The organism is Frigoribacterium sp. PvP121 (genome assembly GCF_017833115.1).
Classification (GTDB): domain Bacteria; phylum Actinomycetota; class Actinomycetes; order Actinomycetales; family Microbacteriaceae; genus Frigoribacterium; species Frigoribacterium endophyticum.
Genome location: NZ_JAFIBR010000001.1, coordinates 1,711,031 through 1,730,783 on the forward strand (window position 1 = coordinate 1,711,031; position 19,753 = coordinate 1,730,783).

General features: G+C 73.2%; 18 protein-coding genes. 12 read left to right on the forward strand and 6 right to left on the reverse strand.

The window, feature by feature from the left end; all coding sequences use genetic code 11:
• Positions 1-19 precede the first annotated feature (19 nt).
• The 8 genes from JOE43_RS07990 to JOE43_RS08025 all read left to right on the forward strand — a co-directional run bounded on the left by JOE43_RS07990 (position 20) and on the right by JOE43_RS08025 (position 7,914).
• Positions 20-1,540, forward strand: a complete 1,521-nt coding sequence (locus tag JOE43_RS07990) for an ABC transporter ATP-binding protein (RefSeq protein ID WP_167258639.1) — start codon at positions 20-22, stop codon at positions 1,538-1,540.
• On the forward strand, positions 1,537-2,814 hold the full coding sequence (locus JOE43_RS07995; protein ID WP_209516769.1) for an ABC transporter permease: 1,278 nt from the start codon (positions 1,537-1,539) through the stop codon (positions 2,812-2,814). The genes JOE43_RS07990 and JOE43_RS07995 overlap by 4 nt, the downstream gene beginning before the upstream one ends.
• Positions 2,811-4,100 (forward strand): ABC transporter permease, encoded by a 1,290-nt coding sequence (locus tag JOE43_RS08000; RefSeq protein ID WP_209516773.1) that lies wholly within the window; start codon positions 2,811-2,813, stop codon positions 4,098-4,100. Before JOE43_RS07995 ends, JOE43_RS08000 begins: the two co-directional genes overlap by 4 nt.
• Positions 4,097-4,516 carry a cytidine deaminase gene (locus JOE43_RS08005; protein ID WP_307803289.1) on the forward strand — a complete coding sequence of 140 codons (420 nt, stop codon included), beginning with the start codon at positions 4,097-4,099 and terminating at the stop codon, positions 4,514-4,516. Before JOE43_RS08000 ends, JOE43_RS08005 begins: the two co-directional genes overlap by 4 nt.
• A 110-nt stretch (positions 4,517-4,626) precedes the next feature.
• Positions 4,627-5,919: a thymidine phosphorylase gene (locus tag JOE43_RS08010; RefSeq protein ID WP_209516776.1), complete on the forward strand. Its 1,293-nt coding sequence runs from the start codon at positions 4,627-4,629 to the stop codon at positions 5,917-5,919.
• 111 nt (positions 5,920-6,030) lie between these two features.
• On the forward strand, positions 6,031-7,155 hold the full coding sequence (locus JOE43_RS08015) for an adenosine deaminase (protein WP_209516778.1): 1,125 nt from the start codon (positions 6,031-6,033) through the stop codon (positions 7,153-7,155).
• Between the two features lies 1 nt (position 7,156).
• Positions 7,157-7,645 (forward strand): PTS sugar transporter subunit IIA, encoded by a 489-nt coding sequence (locus tag JOE43_RS08020; RefSeq protein WP_209516781.1) that lies wholly within the window; start codon positions 7,157-7,159, stop codon positions 7,643-7,645.
• Positions 7,642-7,914, forward strand: a complete 273-nt coding sequence (locus tag JOE43_RS08025; RefSeq protein WP_209516784.1) for a PTS sugar transporter subunit IIB — start codon at positions 7,642-7,644, stop codon at positions 7,912-7,914. The genes JOE43_RS08020 and JOE43_RS08025 overlap by 4 nt, the downstream gene beginning before the upstream one ends.
• Before the next feature lie 77 nt (positions 7,915-7,991).
• On the opposite strand, the gene JOE43_RS08030 is transcribed toward JOE43_RS08025, so the two are convergent.
• From JOE43_RS08030 to JOE43_RS08045, 4 genes are all read right to left on the reverse strand, one after another.
• A complete protein-coding gene (locus tag JOE43_RS08030) occupies positions 7,992-9,668 on the reverse strand; it encodes a phospho-sugar mutase (RefSeq protein WP_209516787.1) in 1,677 nt (558 codons plus the stop codon).
• The gene (locus tag JOE43_RS08035) at positions 9,665-10,498 is read right to left on the reverse strand and encodes a purine-nucleoside phosphorylase (protein ID WP_209516790.1); all 834 of its coding nucleotides are present in this window, start codon (positions 10,496-10,498) and stop codon (positions 9,665-9,667) included. The genes JOE43_RS08030 and JOE43_RS08035 overlap by 4 nt, the downstream gene beginning before the upstream one ends.
• A 50-nt stretch (positions 10,499-10,548) precedes the next feature.
• The gene (locus tag JOE43_RS08040; protein ID WP_209516793.1) at positions 10,549-12,303 is read right to left on the reverse strand and encodes a biotin carboxylase N-terminal domain-containing protein; all 1,755 of its coding nucleotides are present in this window, start codon (positions 12,301-12,303) and stop codon (positions 10,549-10,551) included.
• A gap of 79 nt (positions 12,304-12,382) precedes the next feature.
• Complete coding sequence (locus JOE43_RS08045) at positions 12,383-13,072, reverse strand: nucleoside triphosphate pyrophosphatase (RefSeq protein WP_209516796.1); 690 nt, start codon at positions 13,070-13,072, stop codon at positions 12,383-12,385.
• A gap of 26 nt (positions 13,073-13,098) precedes the next feature.
• On the opposite strand from JOE43_RS08045, the gene JOE43_RS08050 reads away from it, so the two are divergent.
• The 4 genes from JOE43_RS08050 to JOE43_RS08065 all read left to right on the forward strand — a co-directional run bounded on the left by JOE43_RS08050 (position 13,099) and on the right by JOE43_RS08065 (position 17,436).
• Positions 13,099-14,340: a class I SAM-dependent RNA methyltransferase gene (locus tag JOE43_RS08050; RefSeq protein WP_209516799.1), complete on the forward strand. Its 1,242-nt coding sequence runs from the start codon at positions 13,099-13,101 to the stop codon at positions 14,338-14,340.
• Positions 14,341-14,421: 81 nt separating this feature from the next.
• Positions 14,422-15,126 carry a response regulator transcription factor gene (locus JOE43_RS08055; protein WP_056053280.1) on the forward strand — a complete coding sequence of 235 codons (705 nt, stop codon included), beginning with the start codon at positions 14,422-14,424 and terminating at the stop codon, positions 15,124-15,126.
• A complete protein-coding gene (locus JOE43_RS08060) occupies positions 15,116-16,378 on the forward strand; it encodes a sensor histidine kinase (RefSeq protein WP_209516802.1) in 1,263 nt (420 codons plus the stop codon). Before JOE43_RS08055 ends, JOE43_RS08060 begins: the two co-directional genes overlap by 11 nt.
• Positions 16,375-17,436 (forward strand): hypothetical protein, encoded by a 1,062-nt coding sequence (locus JOE43_RS08065; protein ID WP_209516805.1) that lies wholly within the window; start codon positions 16,375-16,377, stop codon positions 17,434-17,436. Before JOE43_RS08060 ends, JOE43_RS08065 begins: the two co-directional genes overlap by 4 nt.
• A gap of 427 nt (positions 17,437-17,863) precedes the next feature.
• Here the strand turns inward: JOE43_RS08065 and JOE43_RS08070 are convergent, their stop codons facing one another.
• Together JOE43_RS08070 and JOE43_RS08075 are read right to left on the reverse strand one after the other, a co-directional pair.
• Positions 17,864-18,076 carry an acyl-CoA carboxylase epsilon subunit gene (locus JOE43_RS08070; RefSeq protein ID WP_209516806.1) on the reverse strand — a complete coding sequence of 71 codons (213 nt, stop codon included), beginning with the start codon at positions 18,074-18,076 and terminating at the stop codon, positions 17,864-17,866.
• Positions 18,073-19,701: an acyl-CoA carboxylase subunit beta gene (locus JOE43_RS08075; protein WP_167258662.1), complete on the reverse strand. Its 1,629-nt coding sequence runs from the start codon at positions 19,699-19,701 to the stop codon at positions 18,073-18,075. Before JOE43_RS08075 ends, JOE43_RS08070 begins: the two co-directional genes overlap by 4 nt.
• Positions 19,702-19,753: the final 52 nt, after the last annotated feature.

The following is a 19,753-nucleotide window of genomic DNA, read 5'->3' on the forward strand; positions in this document are numbered from 1 at the left end:
CCCGAGGTAGATTGACGAGATGAAGCTCGAGCTCCAGGGCATCACCAAGCGATTCGGCGCACTGACCGCCAACGACCACATCAGCCTCACCGTCGAGCCGGGCGAGATCCACGCCCTCCTCGGTGAGAACGGCGCCGGCAAGTCGACGCTCATGAACGTGCTCTACGGCCTGTACCAGGCCGACGAGGGCGAGATCCTGCTCGACGACGTCGTCCAGCGGTTCTCCGGCCCCGGCGACGCCATGGCGGCGGGCATCGGCATGGTCCACCAGCACTTCATGCTCGTCCCCGTCTTCACCGTGGCGGAGAACGTGATGCTGGGCAACGAGGAGACCCGCCCCGGCGGGCGGCTCGACCTGCAGGCCGCCCGCGCGAAGGTGCGCGAGATCTCCCGGCGCTTCGGCTTCGACATCGACCCCGACGCCGTCGTCGAGGAGCTCCCGGTCGGGGTGCAGCAGCGCGTCGAGATCGTCAAGGCGCTGTCGCGCGACGCCGAGGTCCTCGTCTTCGACGAGCCGACCGCCGTGCTCACCCCTCAGGAGACCGACGAGCTGATGGTCATCATGCGCCAGCTCCGCGACGCCGGCACGGGCATCGTCTTCATCACCCACAAGCTGCGCGAGGTGCGCGAGGTCGCCGACCGGATCACCGTCATCCGCCTCGGCAAGGTCGTCGGCGAGGCCGAGCCCACCGCGACCAACGCCGAGCTGGCGTCGCTCATGGTCGGCCGTGCGGTGGAGCTCACCGTGCAGAAGGCCCCCGCCGCCCCGGGCGAGGCCGCCCTGGTCGTCGAGGGGCTCCGCGTGCTCGACCCGATCGGCCAGGTCGTCGTCGACGACGTCTCGTTCGAGGTGCGCCGCGGCGAGGTGCTCGCCATCGCGGGCGTGCAGGGCAACGGGCAGACCGAGCTGACGGAGGCGATCCTCGGCCTCCAGGGCCGGGTCGAGGGGCGCGTCACGCTCGACGGGCGCGACATCACGGGCCTGAGCGTCCGCCGCGTGCTGGACGCCGGGGTCGGCTTCGTCCCCGAGGACCGCAACGAGGACGGCCTCGTCGGCGAGTTCACCGTCGCCGAGAACCTCATGCTCGACCGCTCGCAGTCCGGCCCGTTCGTGAAGCGCGGCTCGCTGCGCCTCGCCGAGCTGGCCGCGTTCGCGGTCGAGAAGGTGCGGGAGTTCGACATCCGCACCCAGGGCATCACCACGCCGGCCGGGCGCCTGTCGGGCGGCAACCAGCAGAAGGTCGTGCTCGCGCGCGAGCTGAGCCGCGACCTGCGCCTCTTCGTGGCCGCCCAGCCCACCCGCGGCATCGACGTCGGGTCGATCGAGTTCGTCCACAAGCGCATCGTGGAGACGCGCGACCAGGGCGTGCCCGTCATCGTCGTCTCGACCGAGCTCGACGAGGTCGTGGCCCTGGCCGACCGCATCGCCGTGATGTACCGCGGCTCGATCATCGGCATCGTCCCCGCCGACACCCCCCGCGACGTGCTGGGGCTCATGATGGCCGGCGAGACGCCGCACGGAACGGAGCAGGCAGCGTGAGCGACGCCACCACCACGACCACCCCGACCCCGGCGGGCGGCCCGGCCGCCCCGGAGACACGACCCGGCGACTCTCGCGGGTCGCGCCTCCTGCGGGAGATCACGACCGGCAACGCCGCCATCTCGGTCCTCGCCGTCGTGCTCGCCCTCGTCGTCTCGGGCCTGCTGATCGGCTTCACCGACCCCACGGTGCAGTCGACCCTCGGGTACTTCGCGTCGCGGCCGACGGACTTCTTCCAGGCCTTCGGCCGCACGGTGGGCGGGGCGTACTCCTCGCTCTTCCAGGGGGCGGTCTACAACTTCCGGGTCGACGGCTTCGCCGCCGGGATCCGCCCGCTGACCGAGACCCTGAACTACTCGGTGCCCCTGATCGCCGCGGGCCTCGGCGTCGCCCTCGCCTTCCGGGTCGGCCTCTTCAACATCGGCGCCCGCGGCCAGATGCTCGTCGCGGCGGGCGCGGCCGGCTGGGTCGGCTTCTCGTTCGACCTGCCGCTCGCGGTGCACCTGCCCCTCGCGCTCCTGGCCGGCATCGCCGGCGGCGCCGTGTGGGGAGGGCTCGTCGGCCTGCTCAAGGCCAGGACGGGCGCGCACGAGGTGATCCTCACGATCATGCTCAACTACATCGCCTTCTACCTGATCTCGTTCGCGCTGCGCACCCCGGGCCTCCTCCAGGCTCCGGGCAGCCCCAACCCGAAGTCGCCCGCGACGCTGCCGAGCGCCGTGCTGCCCGACCTCTTCGGGGCCCGCTACAACCTCAACTGGGGCTTCATCCTGGTGATCGTCGTGACGGCGGTCGTCTGGTGGCTGATCAACCGGTCGACGCTGGGGTTCCGGTTCCGCGCGGTCGGCGAGAACCCGCACGCCGCCCGGACGGCCGGCATGGACGTCAAGAACATCTACCTGTACGCCATGCTGATCTCCGGTGCGCTGGCGGGCGTCGCCGGCTCCACCCAGGTGCTCGGCACGCTCACCACGGGCTTCACCGCGGGCATCGACGCCGGCATCGGCTTCGACGCCATCACCGTCGCGCTGCTCGGTCGCTCGCGGCCCTGGGGCGTCTTCGGGGCCGGCGTGCTGTTCGGCGCCCTCAAGGCCGGCGGCTACTCGATGCAGGCGGCCAACGGCGTACCGATCGACATCGTGCTCGTCGTGCAGTCCCTCATCGTGCTGTTCGTCGCGGCCCCGCCGCTCGTGCGCAGCATCTTCCGTCTGCCCGCGCCGGGTGCCCGCAGGGCCCCCCGCGCCTCGAAGAAGGAGGCGGTGGTCACCAAGTGAGCACCCTCACCCCCGACGTCGCGGCTCCCGCGGCGCCCACGCCCGGCCTCGCCCGCGCGGTCACGCGCAGCTTCAAGGCCCCGATCGCCTTCGCCGTCTTCTCGGTCATCGCCGTCGTGCTCTTCGTCGGCCTGCAGCGGGAGGGGCGGAGCACCTTCCGCCTCTCGACGCCGACCGACTTCTTCGCCCTGCCCGACGCGGTGCTGCCCTCGGCCGCGACGGGCGTCGTCCTCACCGTCGTGCTCGTGCTGCTGACCGTCGGCGCGTTCCTGCTCGCCGCCCGCGCCTCCCGGGTGCCGATCTGGTTGGTCAGCGTGTTCGGCGTGGTCTTCCTGGTCGCCTTCCTGACCTGGACGAGCGCCGACGCGACGATCCCCGTGCCGGGCCTCCTGCTCGGGGCCCTCGCGCTCAGCACGCCGCTGATCTTCGGAGCCCTGGGCGGCGTCATCTCGGAGCGGGTCGGCGTCGTGAACGTCGCCATCGAGGGGCAGCTGCTCGCCGGCGCCTTCGTCTCGGCCGTGGTGGCCTCGGCCACAGGGTCGGCCGTCGTCGGCCTCGCCTCGGCCATGGTCGCGGGCGTGCTCGTCTCGATGGTCCTGGCGGTGTTCAGCATCCGCTACATCGTCGACCAGGTGATCGTCGGCGTCGTGCTGAACGTGCTCGTCACGGGCCTCACGAGCTTCCTGTACTCACAGGTGCTCACGAAGTCGGAGGCGCTCAACGAGGGCGTCCGGTTCCCGCAGCTGCCGATCCCGGGCCTCAGCCAGATCCCGATCATCGGGCCGGTGTTCTTCCGCCAGACGATCATCGTCTACCTCATGTACGTCGCGATCGCCGTGGTCTTCTACGGGCTCTTCCGCACCCGGTGGGGGCTGCGCCTCCGCGCCGTCGGCGAGCACCCGCAGGCCGCCGACACCGTGGGCATCAAGGTCAACGCGACCAGGTTCTGGAACGTCTCCCTCGCCGGCGCGATCGCGGGCCTGGGCGGGGCGTACTTCACCCTCGGCTCGCTCGGCAACTTCCAGAAGGAGATGACGGCGGGCGCGGGCTTCATCGCCCTGGCCGCCGTGATCTTCGGCCGGTGGGACCCGATCAAGGCCACGCTGGCGGCCCTGCTGTTCGGCTTCGCGTCGAACCTCCAGAACGTGCTCGGGGCCATCGGCTCGCCGGTGCCGAGCGAGTTCATGCTGATGCTGCCCTACGTCGTGACGATCTTCGCCGTCGCGGGGCTGGTCGGCCAGTCGCGCGGCCCGGCCGCCTCCGGCAAGGCGTACGTGAAGTCGTGAGCGTCGTCGAGTCCACCGACTGGGAGGCCCTCCGTGCCGCGGCCCGGGCGGCCATGTCCAAGGCGTACGTCCCCTACTCGCAGTTCCCCGTGGGGGCGGCCGCCCTCACGACCGACGGCCGCCTCGTCTCGGGCTGCAACATTGAGAACGCGTCGTACGGCATCACGCTCTGCGCCGAGTGCTCGCTCGTCACCGACCTCGTCATGGGCGGCGGGGGTCGGCTCGTCGCCTTCGCCTGCGTCGACGGCAACGGCGACGTGCTGATGCCCTGCGGCCGCTGCCGGCAGCTGCTCTACGAGCACTCCGACGCCTCCATGGTGCTCGACACCGTCTCGGGCTTCCGCACGATCGACGAGGTCATCCCCGACGCGTTCGGGCCGCGCCAGCTCGAGGAGTTCCGCGCCTCGCAGACGTAGGCGCCCCTCGGGGCGCGCACCGCGCCTCCTCGCCCCTGCCCTCCGTCCGGCGTCGTTCCGGGGCCGGCGAGACCCCTCCGGAACGACGCCGCCACTGCTCGGGAGACCCCATGACCACCACCGTCGAGCCCTTCGACACCGTCGACCTGATCCGCGTCAAGCGCGGCTCGGGCGCCCTCAGCACCGCCCAGATCGACTGGCTGATCGACGCCTACACGCGCGGGTACGTGGCCGACGAGCAGATGTCGGCGCTGACCATGGCCATCTTCCTCAACGGCATGGAGCGCCGCGAGATCCGCGACATGACCCTGGCCATGATCCGCAGCGGCGAGACGATGGACTTCGCCGGCCTCGGCAAGACCACCGTCGACAAGCACTCGACCGGGGGAGTGGGCGACAAGATCACGCTGCCGCTCGCCCCGCTCGTGGCCTCGTTCGGCGTCGCCGTGCCGCAGCTCTCGGGCCGCGGCCTCGGCCACACGGGCGGCACGCTCGACAAGCTCGAGTCGATCCCCGGCTGGCAGGCGTCGATCTCGAACGAGCGGATGCGCGAGATCATGGCCGACACCGGTGCGGTCGTCTGCGCGGCCGGCTCGGGCCTCGCCTCCGCCGACGGCAAGCTGTACGCGCTCCGCGACATCACCGGCACCGTGGAGTGCATCCCCCTCATCGCGTCGTCGATCATGAGCAAGAAGATCGCGGAGGGCACCGCGGCCCTCGTGCTCGACGTCAAGTTCGGGTCGGGCGCCTTCATCCAGGACATCGAGCAGTCCCGCCTGCTCGCGCGCACGATGGTCGACCTCGGCACCGACGCCGGGGTCGCGACGACCGCCCTGCTCACCGACATGAACGTGCCGCTCGGCCTGACGATCGGCAACGCCCTCGAGGTGCGCGAGTCCGTCGAGACCCTCGCGGGCGGGGGCCCGGCCGACATCCGCGAGCTCACGGTGGCGCTCGCGCGCGAGATGCTGACCCTGGCCGGGCAGCCCGACGCCGACGTCGAGGCCGCGCTCGACGACGGCCGCGCGATGGACGCCTGGAAGGCCATGATCCGCGCCCAGGGCGGCGACCCCGACGCCGCGCTGCCGACGGCGCGGGAGACCCACGTCGTCACCGCCGAGCGCAGTGGGTACCTCACCGAGCAGCGGGCGCTGCCCTTCGGCGTGGGCGCCTGGCGCCTGGGCGCGGGCCGGGCCCGCAAGCAGGACCCCGTGCAGGCGGCGGCCGGCATCGAGCTGCACGCGAAGCCGGGCGACGCGGTGACGGCGGGCCAGCCCCTGTTCACGCTGCACACCGACGAGCCCGCGCGGTTCGAGCGGGCGCTCGAGGCGGTGCAGGGCGCCTGGAGCATCGGCGACGAGCGGACGACGCGCGGCCCGATCGTGGCCGAGCGCGTCTCCTGACGCCCCGGCCGGCGGCGTCCAGCCGGCGCGCCGGGCGTGCCCGACGCGTGCCCGGCTGGCTCGCCGCCGCCGTCCAGGGTCAGGGGCCCGCGCACGGGTAGGTTGTTCCCCATGAGCGCTCCGGACAAGGACTACCGACTGCCTGACGGCGGCCCCAGCATCGTCTCCCTCCCCAAGGTGTCGTTGCACGACCACCTCGACGGCGGGCTCCGCCCCGCGACCATCATCGAGCTGGCCGACGAGATCGGCTACGACCTGCCGGTCGGCGGCGACGCGGAGGCGCTCGAGCGCTGGTTCGTCGAGAGCGCCGACTCCGGCAACCTGCCCGACTACCTCGCGACCTTCGACGTCACCACGGCGGTCATGCAGACCGAGGCGGGCCTGCACCGCGTGGCCCGCGAGTTCGTTCTCGACCTCGCGGCCGACGGCGTCGTGCACGGCGAGGTCCGGTGGGCTCCCGAGCAGCACCTCACCGCAGGCCTGTCGCTCGACGCGACCGTCGAGGCCGTCCAGGCGGGCATCGACCAGGCCGTGGAGGAGCTCTCCGGCCAGGGCCACGACATCTCCGTCGGCCAGCTGATCACGGCGATGCGCCACGCCGACCGGGGGCTCGAGATCGCCCAGCTCGCGGTGCGCCACCGCGAGAACGGCGTCGTCGGCTTCGACATCGCCGGTGCCGAGGCGGGCTTCCCCGCCAGCGCCCACCGCCCCGCCTTCGACCTCCTCGCGCGCGAGTTCTTCCCGGTCACCGTGCACGCCGGCGAGGCGGACGGCCTCGACAGCATCCGCAGCGCCCTCCTCGACGGCCGGGCCCTGCGCCTCGGCCACGGAGTCCGCCTCGCGGAGGACATCCGCGTCGTCGAGGCCCGCGGCGGCCAGACCACGGTCGAGCTCGGCCCGATCGCCTCGTGGGTCCGCGACCGCGAGATCGCCCTCGAGCTCTCCCCGCAGTCGAACCTGCAGACCGGCGCCATCGCCGCCTGGGGCACCGACCTCGACGACCACCCGTTCGACCTGCTCTACCAGCTCGGCTACCGGGTGACGGTCAACACCGACAACCGCCTGATGAGCGACACGAGCCTCAGCAAGGAGCTCGCGCTGCTGGCCCAGGCGTTCGACTACGGCCTCGACGACCTGCTCGCCTTCCAGCTCAACGCCGCCGCGTCGAGCTTCCTCCCGCTGGAGGACCGCGACGAGCTGGCCGACCGCATCACGGCGGGGTTCGAGGCGGTCTGACGTGACGCTGCCCCCGGTGCCCGACTCCGCCGTCGTGATCGCCGCGCCCGTCACCGACTGGCGCGCGGCGGTGCACGCGGCGGCCGACGCCCTCGTCGCCTCCGGCTCGGCGCTGCCGGGCTACGGCGACGAGATGGTGCGGATGATCGACGAGCACGGCCCGTACGTCGTGATCGCCCCGGGCCTCGCGCTCGCCCACGCCCGGCCCGACGACCAGGTGCTGCGTGACGGTCTCGCCGTCGTCACCCTCGCGGCTCCCGTGGCCTTCGGGCACCCGCACAACGACCCCGTGAGCGTCGTCCTCGGCCTCGCGATCGAGTCGGTGGGCGGCCACCTCGAGTCCGTCGCCGACATCGCGAACGTCTTCAACGACGCCTCGGTCATCCCCGCGCTCGCCAGCGCGGCCTCCGCCGACGAGGTGCGTCGGCTCCTCGGCGCCCCCGCCACGGCCGACGGCGGCCGCTCGACGCCCGAGGAGGGCTCCCCGTGAAGATCGTGACAATCTGCGGCGTCGGCATCGGCAGCAGCGGCATCCTCAAGGTCAACGCGGAGCGCGTGCTGGCCAAGCTCGACATCGAGGCGGACGTCGTCGCCGCCGACATCGGGTCGTTGGCCGGCGTCGCCGACGACGCGCAGGTGATCCTGACCTCGGCCGAGTTCGTCGAGGCCATCGGCGAGACCTTCGCCGACGTCATCGTCATCCAGAACCACTTCGACCAGCAGGAGCTCACCGAGAAGCTGCAGCGCTCGCTCGGCTGACGGCAGGGGCCCGGGCCCGGACGGACGGAGGCCGCTCCCCCGAGGGGAGCGGCCTCCGTCCGTCCGGTCGCCGACGACTACGCGAGCAGTGCGCGCATGCCCGCGTCGAGGTCGGCCACGGCCGCCTCGGCGGCGGCTCGGCGGGCCGGGGCGTCGCCGTCGGTGCTCGACGCGTCGATGTAGACCTTCAGCTTCGGCTCCGTGCCGCTCGGTCGCACGATCACCCTCGAGCCGTCCGTGAACCAGAACCGCAGCACGTCGCCGGCGGGGAACTCGCCGAAGCCGTCGATGAAGTCGTCGACGTGGTCGACCTGTCGGGCGCCCACCTGTCGGGGCGGCGACTGGCGGAGTCGCGAGGTCAGCTCCGTGATCCGCTCCAGGTCGTCGACGCGCAGCGAGATCTGCGACGAGGCGTAGGCGCCGAACTCCGCGTCGAAGTCGCGCAGGTGCTCGGCGATGCTCGAGCCGCGGCCGTGCAGCTCGGTGGCGAGCGCCAGGATCTCGACGGCGGCGGAGATGCCGTCCTTGTCACGGACCTTGGCCGGGTCGACCAGGTAGCCGAGCGCCTCCTCGTAGCCGTAGAGCAGGCCGCCGACGCGCGAGACCCACTTGAAGCCGGTGAGGGTGTCGCGGTAGTCGAGGTCGTAGCGGCGGGCGACCTCGCGGAGGGCCGGCGACGAGACGATGCTCGCAGCGAGCGTTCCGTCGACGTCGTCACGGCGCGCGCGCTCGGCCGCTCGCCAGCCCAGCAGCGCCCCGACCTCGTTGCCGGTCAGGCGCCGCCAGCCGCCCGGCCCCGGAACGGCGACCGCGAGGCGGTCGGCGTCGGGGTCGTTGGCGATGACGAGGTCGGCCGAGACGCGGTCGGCGGTGGCGAAGGCCAGGTCGAGCGCGCCGGGCTCTTCCGGGTTCGGGAAGGCGACCGTGGGGAAGGCGGGGTCGGGCGCCGACTGCTCCGCGACGGGCACGGGCTCGGTGAAGCCCGCCGTCGCGAAGACGCGCCGCGCGACCTCCCACCCGACGCCGTGCATCGCCGTGTAGACGACGCGCGGCTGCGACCCCGAGGCGGCGCTGCCGGCGAGGGCCGCGGTGCGGGCCACGTACTCGCCGACGAGGTCGTCGCCGGCCTGTCGGTGGTCGTCGGAGCGGGGGATCTCCGACACCGGGCGGCGCGCGGCCTCCTCGATCAGGGCGGCGATCTCCGCGTCGACCGGCGACACGATCTGCGACCCCGCGTCGAGGCCGCCCAGGTAGACCTTGTAGCCGTTGTCGGCGGCGGGGTTGTGGCTCGCGGTCACCATGACGCCGGCGCTGACGTCGAGGTGCCGCACGGCGAACGCGAGCACCGGGGTGGGGAGCGCCCGGGGCAGCAGCGTGGCGGCGACGCCCGCCGCGGCCATGATCTCGGCCGTGTCGCGGGCGAACACGTCGCTGTTGGTCCGGCCGTCGTAGCCGATGACGATCGACGGCGAGGCCTCGCGGGCGACGAGGAACGCCGCGAAGCCCGCGGCCGCCTGGGCCACGAGGACGCGGTTCATGCGGTTCGGGCCGGCTCCGAGGGCCCCGCGGAGGCCCGCCGTGCCGAACTGCAGGCGGCCGTCGAAGCGGTCGCGCAGCTCGCTGGTCGCCCCGTCGTCGCCCGAGCGCGCCGCCGTCAGCAGCGCGGCGAGCTCGGCGCGGGTGACCTCGTCAGGGTCCTGGTCGAGCCAGGCCTGCGCGTCGGCGAGGAGCCCGGCGGTCGCGTCGCCGCTCACAGGGCCGCCACGATGCGCGAGAGCAGGTCGCTGATGGCGGCCTCGGCGTCGCGGCCCGCCTGCAGCACCTCCTGGTGCGACAGCGGCTCCTTCTGGATGCCCGCGGCGAGGTTGGTGATCAGCGACATGCCGAGGATCTCCATGCCGGCCTGGCGGGCGGCGATGGCCTCGAGGGCCGTCGACATCCCGACGATGTGGCCGCCCATGGCCTTGGCCATCTGCACCTCGGCGGGCGTCTCGTAGTGCGGCCCGCGGAACTGCGTGTAGACGCCCTCGTCGAGCGAGGGGTCGATCCCCTTGGCGAGCTCGCGGAGCCGGGCCGAGTAGAGGTCGGTCAGGTCGATGAAGGTCGCGCCCTCGAGGGGGGAGTCGGCGGTCAGGTTGATGTGGTCGCTGATCAGCACGGGGCTGCCGGGCGCCCAGGTCTCCTTGATGCCGCCCGCGCCGTTCGTGAGGATCATCGTGGTCGCGCCGGCGGCGGCCGCCGTGCGGACGCTGTGGACGACGCGGCGGACGCCGTGGCCCTCGTAGTAGTGCGTGCGGGCGCCGATGACGAGGGCGTGCTTGCCGCTCGGCAGCAGGATGCTGCGGATCGAGCCGGTGTGGCCGACCACCGCGGAGGCGCTGAAGCCGGTGATCTCGGTGGCGGGCACCTCGGCGACGGTCTCGCCGATCAGGTCGGCCGCCGCGGCCCAGCCGCTGCCCAGCGTGAGGGCGATGTCGTGGCGCTCGACGCCGGTGGCCCGGGCGATGTCGGCAGCGGCGGTGCGGGCGACCTCGAACGGGTCGGCAGCGGGGTCGTCGAGGGGGTGCGTGGGTGTCTCGGACATGCGCTCCACTCTAGGGTCTGCTCCCCGGGCCGGGGGCGCCTCCGCGGGCGTCAGTCGATGCTGAGCAGCACGTGGCCCGACGACACCGTCTGGCCGACCGCGGCCGAGATGCCCGAGACGACGCCGTCGCGGTGGGCCGCGACCGGCTGCTCCATCTTCATGGCCTCGAGCACGAGCACGAGGTCGCCCTTGACGACCGACTGGCCCTCCTCGACGGCGAGCTTGACGACGGTGGCCTGCATCGGCGAGGTCACCTGCGAGCCCGTCGCGGTGACGACGGTCGACCCGCCGGAGCGCCGGCGGGGAGCGGCGGCGGCAGGCGCGGTGCGGGCGCCCAGACCGGCCGGCAGCGAGACCTCGACGCGCTTGCCTCCGACCTCGACCACGACGGTGGTGCGCTCGTCGAGCGCGCGCGGCGCCTCGGCCTCGCCGCTCCAGGCGGGGATGTCGTTCTCGAACTCGGTCTCGATCCAGCGGGTGTAGATCGAGAACGGCGCCCCGTCGGCCGGGGCGAAGGCGGGGTCGCGAACGATGGCGCGGTGGAACGGCAGCACGGTGGGGAGGCCGGCGACCGTGAACTCGTCGAGGGCACGCCGCGACCGCTCGAGGGCCTCCTCGCGGGTGGCTCCGGTGACGATCAGCTTGGCCAGCAGGGAGTCGAACGACCCGCTGATCTCGTCGCCCGCCTGCACGCCGCTGTCGACGCGGACGCCGGGGCCGGTCGGGGCCGAGAACACGTGCACGGGCCCGGGCGCCGGCATGAAGCCCCGCCCGGCGTCCTCGCCGTTGATGCGGAACTCGAACGAGTGGCCGCGGGCGACGGGGTCGCCGTACTCGAGCACGCCGCCCTCGGCGAGGCGGAACTGCTCGCGCACGAGGTCGATGCCGGTGACCTCCTCCGAGACGGGGTGCTCGACCTGGAGGCGCGTGTTGACCTCGAGGAACGAGACGGTGCCGTCCTTGCCGACCAGGAACTCGCAGGTGCCGGCGCCCACGTAGCCGACCTCGCGGAGGATGGCCTTCGACGCGCTATAGAGCGCCTCCACCTGGGACTCCGTCAGGAACGGCGCGGGCGCCTCCTCGACGAGCTTCTGGTGACGGCGCTGCAGCGAGCAGTCGCGCGTGGAGACGACGACGACGTTGCCGTGCTGGTCGGCGAGGCACTGGGTCTCGACGTGACGGGGCTGGTCGAGGTACTTCTCGACGAAGCACTCGCCGCGGCCGAAGGCGGCGACGGCCTCGCGGGTCGCCGACTCGAAGAGCTCGGGGACCTCCTCGCGGGTGCGGGCGACCTTGAGGCCGCGGCCGCCGCCGCCGAAGGCCGCCTTGATGGCGACGGGCAGGCCGTGCTGGTCGACGAACTCGAGCACCTCGTCGGCGCCGGAGACCGGGTTGAGCGTGCCGGGGGCGAGCGGTGCGCCGACGCGCTCGGCGATGTGGCGGGCGCTGACCTTGTCGCCCAGCTGCTCGATGGCCTCGGGCGAGGGCCCGATCCAGACGAGCCCGGCGGCCGTGACGGCGCGCGCGAAGTCCGCGTTCTCGGCGAGGAACCCGTAGCCCGGGTGCACCGCGTCCGCGCCGGAGCGGCGGGCGACGGAGAGGATCTTGTCGATGACGAGGTAGGTCTCGGCGCTCGTCGTGCCCTCGAGCGCGTAGGCCTCGTCGGCGAGGCGGGCGTGCTGGGCGTCGCGGTCCTGGTCGGCGTAGACGGCGACGGAGCCGATGCCGCTGTCGCGGGCGGCCCGGATCACGCGGACGGCGATCTCTCCACGGTTGGCGATGAGGACCTTGCTGATACGAGGCATAGTTCCTCACCCTATTGCGCGGTCGACCCTTTTCTTTGGCTGACGTGCACAAGAACACGCGGGAGGCGCGTGATGCTTCCTACGAGGACGCCCCGGTCGGAGAGGTCCAGAGCTCCGGCCAGCCGACGCCGAAGCCGCGCACGAGCGAGCGGAGCACCGGCACGGAGAGCCCCACGACGGCGCTCGGCGTGCCGTCGATGTGGCTGATGAAGGCGGAGGCCCGGCCGTCGATGGTGAAGGCGCCGGCCACCTCGAGGGGCTCCCCGGTGGCCACGTAGGCGTCGAGCTCGGCCGGGTCGAGGTCGTCGGCGAAGGTGAGGTCGGCCGAGGCGACGGCGCCCGCGCCCCCCGACGGGTGCTGCTCCGTGGCGCGGGGCGCGCCTCCCCGGTGGTCGATCAGCCAGTGGCCCGACCGGAGGGTCCCGTGCCCGACCTCGGCCATGCGGCGCCAGCGGTCGAGCGCGAGCCGGGGCAGGTGCGGCTTGCCGTGCACCTCGCCGTCGAACTCGAAGGCGCTGTCGCCGCCGAGCACGAGGCCGTCGAGCGGGCGGCCGTCGACGGTGACGTCGAGCACGGCCTCGGCCTTGGCCCTGGCCAGGAGCGACACGGTCTCGGAGGCGCTCAGTCGACGCCCCGCCTCCTCCTCGGCCGCGGCGACCGCGGCGTCCTCGTCGACGCCGGGGCTGATCAGGACGGGCTCGACGCCCGCGGCCCGGAGGAGGGCGAGGCGGGCGGGGGAGGTGCTGGCCAGGTAGAGCGCGACGGTCATGCCCGCCAGCCTGTCAGACTCGAGGCATGGGAGACATGCTGGGCCGCGAGGTCGAACTGGACGTGACGGGCATCGCACACGGGGGCATCTCGGTGGCCCGCCTCGACGGGCGCGTGGTGTTCGTCAGCGACACCCTGCCGGGCGAGAAGGTGGTCGCCCGCGTGACCGACGACAAGAAGAAGTCGTTCTGGCGCGCCGACACCGTGTCGGTCGTCGAGGCCAGCGAGCACCGTCGCCCGCACGTGTGGTCCGCCGCCGCCCTCGAGGTCGACCCGGTCGACCGGGCCGGCGGCGCCGAGTTCGGCCACGTCGACCTCGCCCACCAGCGCGAGCTCAAGTCGCAGGTGCTGCGCGACGCGCTCGTCCGGACGGGCGGCGTGCCCGAGGCCGAGGCGACGGTGACCGTCGAGGCCCTGCCGGGCGACCACGAGCGCCGGGGCACGGGCTGGCGGACACGCGTCCGGCTGCACCTCGACGCCGACGGTCGACCCGGCCAGTACGCGGCGCGCTCGCACCGCGTCGTGCCCGTCCGCGACCTGCCGCTCGCCACCGACGAGGTGGCCGCCGCGGCGCCCCTCGGCCAGGCCTTCGTCGGTGGGGAGCACGTCGACGTGCTCGCGCCGAGCACCGGCGGAGCGCGCCTCGTCATCGGGCGCCAGGCGCCCAGCACGATCACGGAGACGGTCGGCGACCGGAGCTTCCGCCTCGACGACCGCGGCTTCTGGCAGGTGCACCGCGAGGCCGCGGCGACGCTGACGGCCGCCGTGCAGCAGATGGTCGACGTCGACCTGTTCGACCCGCGCGCCGACAACCTCGACCTCTACGGCGGCGTCGGCCTCCTCGCGGCCGCGCTCGGCGACGCGTTCGGTCCCTCCGTCCGCGTGACGAGCGTCGAGAGCGACGCGCGCGCCACCGAGCACGCCTCCGAGAACCTGGCCGAGTGGCTCGGCGCCTCGGCCGAGACGGGCCGCGTCGAGCGCTGGATCCGCCAGCGCGCCGACCGGGCGACCGCCGCCGAGCGCGACCGGGCCCGGGCCGCGACCGTCGTGCTCGACCCGCCCCGCTCGGGCGCCGGCAAGGAGGTCGTCGCGGCCCTCGGCGAGCTGTCGCCCGCCCAGGTCGTCTACGTGGCCTGCGACCCGGTCGCCCTCGCCCGCGACGTCGCCCTGTTCCGCGACGCGGGCTACGACGCCGTCCGCCTCCGGGCCTTCGACCTCTTCCCGAACACGCACCACGTCGAGACCGTCGTGCAGCTGCGTCGACGCTGACGCGGCCGCCCCGGGCGGATACGATGGCGTCGTGCACGGCCGGGATCAGGGACCGGCCGCACGCCGACAGAAGGACCCACCGTGACTGACGCCACGACCGACGCTCCGGTCTCGCCCCCGCCCGCTCCGCCCGTGAGGGTCGCCATCGTCGACGACCACGAGTCGGTGCGCCTCGGCATCCAGGCCGCGTGCCAGAACGAGGGCTTCGACGTCGTGCTCACCGCCGCGGGGGTGCAGGAGCTCGTCGAGGCGCTCGCCGGCCGCGAGGTCGACGTCGTCGTGCTCGACCTCTCCCTCGGCGACGGCTCCACGGTCACCGAGAACGTCAAGCGCGTCCAGGCCACCGGCTCGGCCGTCCTGGTGCACAGCATCGCCGACCGGGTCGCCAGCGTGCGCGAGGCGCTCGCGGCGGGCGCGGCGGGCGTCATCCCCAAGTCGTCGGCGACGAAGACCGTCATGGCCGCCGTCGCCACGGTCGCCCGCGGCGACGTGCTGAACAACCTCGAGTGGGCGAGCGCGATCGACGCCGACCGCGACTTCGCCAAGGCCCAGCTCGGCCGGCGCGAGCGCGAGATCCTCCACCTCTACGCCTCGGGCCTGCCGCTCAAGCTCGCCGCGCAGCAGCTCGGCATCGGCTACTCGACGGCCCGCGAGTACCTCGACCGCATCCGCGTCAAGTACGTCGAGGTCGGCCGCCCGGCACCCACCAAGGTCGACCTGCTGCGTCGCGCCGTCGAGGACGGCATCCTGCCGGGCCTCGACGCGGACGGCGGCGATGGCCGCTGAGCGGGCGCTCACCGCACCCGCCCCGCCCCGCGCCTCGCGCAACCCGATCAGCCAGGCCCTCTTCGACAAGGTCCTCGGCCGGGTCATCGCGCTCGCGGGCCTGATCTTCGGGCTGCAGGCCTTCCCGAGCATGCTCGCCCAGATCGGCAGCATGCAGGTCGCGTGGGCCTGGATCATCGGGCTGGCCATGTTCGGCGGCTTCGTCGCCATCGGGGTGGCGAGCCTCCTCGTCCGCGGCGTCGAGACGGCCAGCGCCTTCGTGGCGGTGGCCTACCTCATCGCCCTCATCACCTGGCCGCTGGCCGTGCAGGACCCGAGCGTCGTGCAGCCCTCCGTGCCCTGGCTCTGGTACCTCTGCACGGTGGCCACCGCGGCGGCCGCCTTCGCCTTCTCGGCCTGGATCGCGACCGGCTACCTCTTCGTCGCCCCGCTGGTCTACGGGCTCATCCGGCTGACGCCCTCGGGGGGCGGGGCGACGGTCTCCCGCGCCGCCCTCGACTCCGTCTACGCCGTGCTGCTCGGCGGAGCCGTGCTGATCCTCGTCCTGATCCTGCGGCAGGCCAGCGCCAACGTCGACGCGGCCCAGGCGACGGCGGTGGCGCGGTACTCGAACGCGATCCGCGAGCACGCGACCGAGCTCGAGCGCGTCGAGGTCGACGCGATCGTCCACGACAGCGTCCTGACGACCTTCATCCAGGCCTCGCGGGCCTACAGCGCGGAGGAGAAGGTCCTCGCGACCTCGATGGCCCGGAACGCGGTGGCGCACCTCTCCAGCGCCGCCAGCCAGACGCCCTTCGACGAGTCGGCGACGACCCTCGGCTCCATGCGCGACCGGCTGGTCGTCGTCACGAGCGAGATGGGCGCCGACGTGGAGGTCAGCACGCGCGGCATCGACGGCCACGGCATCCCCTCGCCGGCGGCCGAGGCGCTCTACAGCGCGGCCGTCCAGGCCGTCGTCAACAGCTGCCAGCACGCCGGCGGCGACGACGTCCGACGGTGGGTGACGGTCGAGTGGACCGAGACCGGCGGAGCGCTCGTCGAGGTCGGCGACACCGGCCGGGGGTTCGACCCCGGGCACGTGCCGGAGGGGCGCCTCGGCGTCCGGGTCTCCATCGTCGAGCGGCTCGCCAACGCGGGCGGGCTCGCCTGCATCGACTCGCGCCCCGGTGAGGGCACCGTCGTGCGCCTCGCCTGGCCGAGCGGCGACGTGGTCGGCCCCGCCGACGCCGCGCGCACGGAGGCCGCGTCGTGAGGGTCAGCGTCCCGCGGTGGCTGATCGTCCTGCTGGCCGCCGTCTTCTCCGGCTACCACCTCGTCCTCGCCGCCGTCAGCCTCGACCGCTTCGACGATCCGTGGCCCGTCGTCGCCTGCATGGTCGTCTACGTCGTCGTCACCGTGATGGTGCTCTGGCCCTCGGCCCGCGCGCGCATGCCCGTCTGGCTCGCCGCGTTCGCGCTGGCCGTCAGCGTCGTCATGCCGCTCCTCGTGACGTCGCAGCTCGACCCGTCGCAGAAGAACGGCTACGCGACCTGGTACGTCGCGGCGATCGGCACGCTGATGGTCATCGTCGCCACCCGTCGCCGCCAGGGGTTCGCCTGGCTCGGGGTCGGCTTCCTGGCCGTCCACGGCGTGACCTGGGGCGGGCTCGGCGCCGTCGCCGACCTCGGGGTCGTCGGCAGCGTCTCGTGGGTCGCCTTCGCGCACGCGATGACGGCCACCCTGACCCGCGCCGGTCGGGAGACGCGCGAGTTCATCCTCGCCGAGCACGAGGCGGCCGACTGGCAGGCCGCCCAGGAGGCGCACGTCAACGAACGCCAGTACCGCCTCCTCCAGACCAGCCGCACCGCACGGCCGATGCTGCAGGAGATCGTGGCCCAGGGCGGCGACCTCACGCCCGAGCAGCGGCAGGAGTGCCTCCACCTCGAGGGCGCGATCCGCGACGAGATCCGCGGCCGCCGCCTCCTCGACGACGATGTGCGGCGTGAGGTCATGGCCGCCCGGCGTCGCGGCGCCGTCGTCAGCCTGCTCGACGAGGGTGGCATCGACGACCTCGACGCCCGCGAGCTGCGCCGCATCCACCAGGCCCTCGCCGAGGCGCTGCACGGCTCGTCCGCCGACCGCATCATCATCCGGACGGCCTCCGGCGGAGGCGACGACGCGGTGACGGTCGTGGGCCTCGGCTCGGCCGACCTGAGCTCCAGCGCCCTCGGGCGAGGAGTCGCGGCGGAGGCCGACGAGGACGACGACGCCGACGAGGTCCAGCTCTGGCTGCAGATCCCGCGGTCGGTGCCGGAGCAGGCGACGCCCTAGCGGCACCGCCCGGCGGTCACCGCTCCGAGGGCACGACCGGCCGCGCACGGCGCACCCCACGGGCCCCCGGACGAAGAAGGAGGGCCGGACGATGAGTCCGGCCCTCCTGGGGAACGTCACTGGGTCAGGGCGGTAACCCGAATACCGCCCTGACCCGCCCCCGGTCGAGGAACCTGCTTACCCTAGTCGGCCCTCGATCGGCGGTGCTACTCAGAGAGAGACACCTAGCACTGATGACTATGCCGGTCGGCGCACAGTGTGCACAGTCGTCATTTAGGGGGACACCGAGGGGACGATAGGTCGGTCTACCCCCGTTCGGGAGCAGTGACGGCGCGGATCTCGTGCTGCCCGGGCCCGCGGGGCCGGATCGATCGGGGGACAAGGCGGGGTACGTCAGCCGGGCCCGTGACGACCGCTCGCCGTGGGGTCAGCGGACGGGGCTGCGCCAGGCGCCCGGGCCGCGGGGGAGCGGCCGACGGACGGCCCTGGCCCGCGATGACCACTCCGAGGGGCTCGCCGGCACGGCCTCGGTGTCGCGTCGGCTCCGGGTCTCCGCCTCGACGGCCGCGAGGACGGCCGTGACGGCGGCGAGCTCTTCCGGGGTCGGCGACCCGGCCACGACGCGGAGGACGTCGCTCACAGCGGGATGTTCCCGTGCTTCTTGGGCGGCAGCTCGGCCCGCTTGGTGCGCAGGGCGCGGAGCGCCTTGATGACCGAGACCCGGGTGGCCGCCGGCTCGATGACGCCGTCGAGCTCGCCGCGCTCGGCCGCCAGGAACGGGCTGGCCACGTTGTAGGTGTACTCGCTCGCCAGTCGGGCCCGCACCTCGGCGACGTCCTCGCCGGCGGCCTCGGCGGCCTTGATCTCGCCCCGGTAGAGGATGTTGACGGCGCCCTGGCCGCCCATGACGGCGATCTCGGCGGTCGGCCAGGCGAGGTTGATGTCGGCCCCGAGCTGCTTGGAGCCCATGACGATGTAGGCCCCGCCGTAGGCCTTCCGCGTGATGACGGTGACCAGCGGGACGGTCGCCTCCGCGTACGCGTAGAGGAGCTTGGCCCCGCGGCGGATGACGCCCGTCCACTCCTGGTCGGTGCCCGGCAGGTAGCCGGGGACGTCGACGAGCGTGAGGATGGGGATGCCGAAGGCGTCGCAGAAGCGCACGAACCGGCTGGCCTTCTCGCCGGCCTCGATGTTGAGCGTGCCGGCCATGGCCGAGGGCTGGTTGGCGATGACGCCCACCGAGCGGCCCTCGACGCGGCCGAACCCGATGACGATGTTGGGGGCGAAGAGGGGCTGGACCTCGAGGAACTCGCCGTCGTCGACGACGTGCTCGATCACGGTCGTCACGTCGTAGGGCTGGTTGGGGCTGTCGGGGATCAGCGTGTTGAGCGTGCGGTCGGCGTCCGTCGTCTCGAGCTCGACCGGCCGGTCGAACACGTGCGGCTCCGAGAGGTTGTTGTCGGGCAGGTACGACAGCAGCGACCGGGCGTAGTCGAGGGCGTCGTCCTCGTCGCTCGCGAGGTAGTGCGAGACGCCGCTGACCTTGTTGTGCGTCAGCGCGCCGCCGAGCTCCTCGAAGCCGACGTCCTCTCCCGTGACGGTCTTGATGACGTCCGGGCCGGTGACGAACATGTGGCTCGTCTTGTCGACCATGATGACGAAGTCCGTCAGCGCGGGCGAGTACACCGCGCCTCCCGCGGCCGGGCCCATGATCAGCGAGATCTGCGGGATGACGCCCGAGGCGGCCGTGTTCAGCCGGAAGATCTCGCCGTACTTGCCGAGGGCGACGACGCCCTCCTGGATGCGCGCTCCGCCGCTGTCGAGGATGCCGATGATCGGCACGCCCGTCTTCAGCGCGAGCTGCATCACCTTGATGATCTTCTCGCCCGCGACCTCGCCGAGCGAGCCGCCGAAGATCGTGAAGTCCTGCGAGTAGACCGCCACCTGGCGGCCGTGGATGGTGCCCGTGCCGGTGACGACGGCGTCGCCGTAGGGGCGCTTGGCCTCCATGCCGAAGGCGTGGGTGCGGTGCCGGACGAACTCGTCGAGCTCGACGAACGACCCGGGGTCGAGCAGCCCGTCGATGCGCTCGCGGGCGGTCATCTTGCCCTTGGCGTGCTGCTTGGCGACGGCGGCCTCGCCGCTGGCGGTCACGGCCTCGTGGTACCGGGTCTTCAGGTCGGCGAGCTTGCCCGCCGTCGTCCGCAGGTCGGGCTGGGGGGCCGCCGGGCCGTCGGCCTCGGGGCGGGTGGTGTCGGAAGTCACGCGCCTCACTCTACCCAGCGGGCGGTCGTGGGCCGTTGGAGCTCGTCGCACG

Coding starts and splice junctions, on each gene's coding strand:
- JOE43_RS07990 (WP_167258639.1), top strand. CDS start 20: ATGAAGCTCGAGCTCCAGGGCATCACCAAGCGATTCGGCGCACTGACC.
- JOE43_RS08010 (WP_209516776.1), top strand. CDS start 4,627: ATGACCACCACCGTCGAGCCCTTCGACACCGTCGACCTGATCCGCGTC.
- JOE43_RS08015 (WP_209516778.1), top strand. CDS start 6,031: ATGAGCGCTCCGGACAAGGACTACCGACTGCCTGACGGCGGCCCCAGC.
- JOE43_RS08035 (WP_209516790.1), bottom strand. CDS start 10,498: ATGTCCGAGACACCCACGCACCCCCTCGACGACCCCGCTGCCGACCCG.
- JOE43_RS08040 (WP_209516793.1), bottom strand. CDS start 12,303: ATGCCTCGTATCAGCAAGGTCCTCATCGCCAACCGTGGAGAGATCGCC.
- JOE43_RS08045 (WP_209516796.1), bottom strand. CDS start 13,072: ATGACCGTCGCGCTCTACCTGGCCAGCACCTCCCCCGCCCGCCTCGCC.
- JOE43_RS08050 (WP_209516799.1), top strand. CDS start 13,099: ATGGGAGACATGCTGGGCCGCGAGGTCGAACTGGACGTGACGGGCATC.
- JOE43_RS08060 (WP_209516802.1), top strand. CDS start 15,116: ATGGCCGCTGAGCGGGCGCTCACCGCACCCGCCCCGCCCCGCGCCTCG.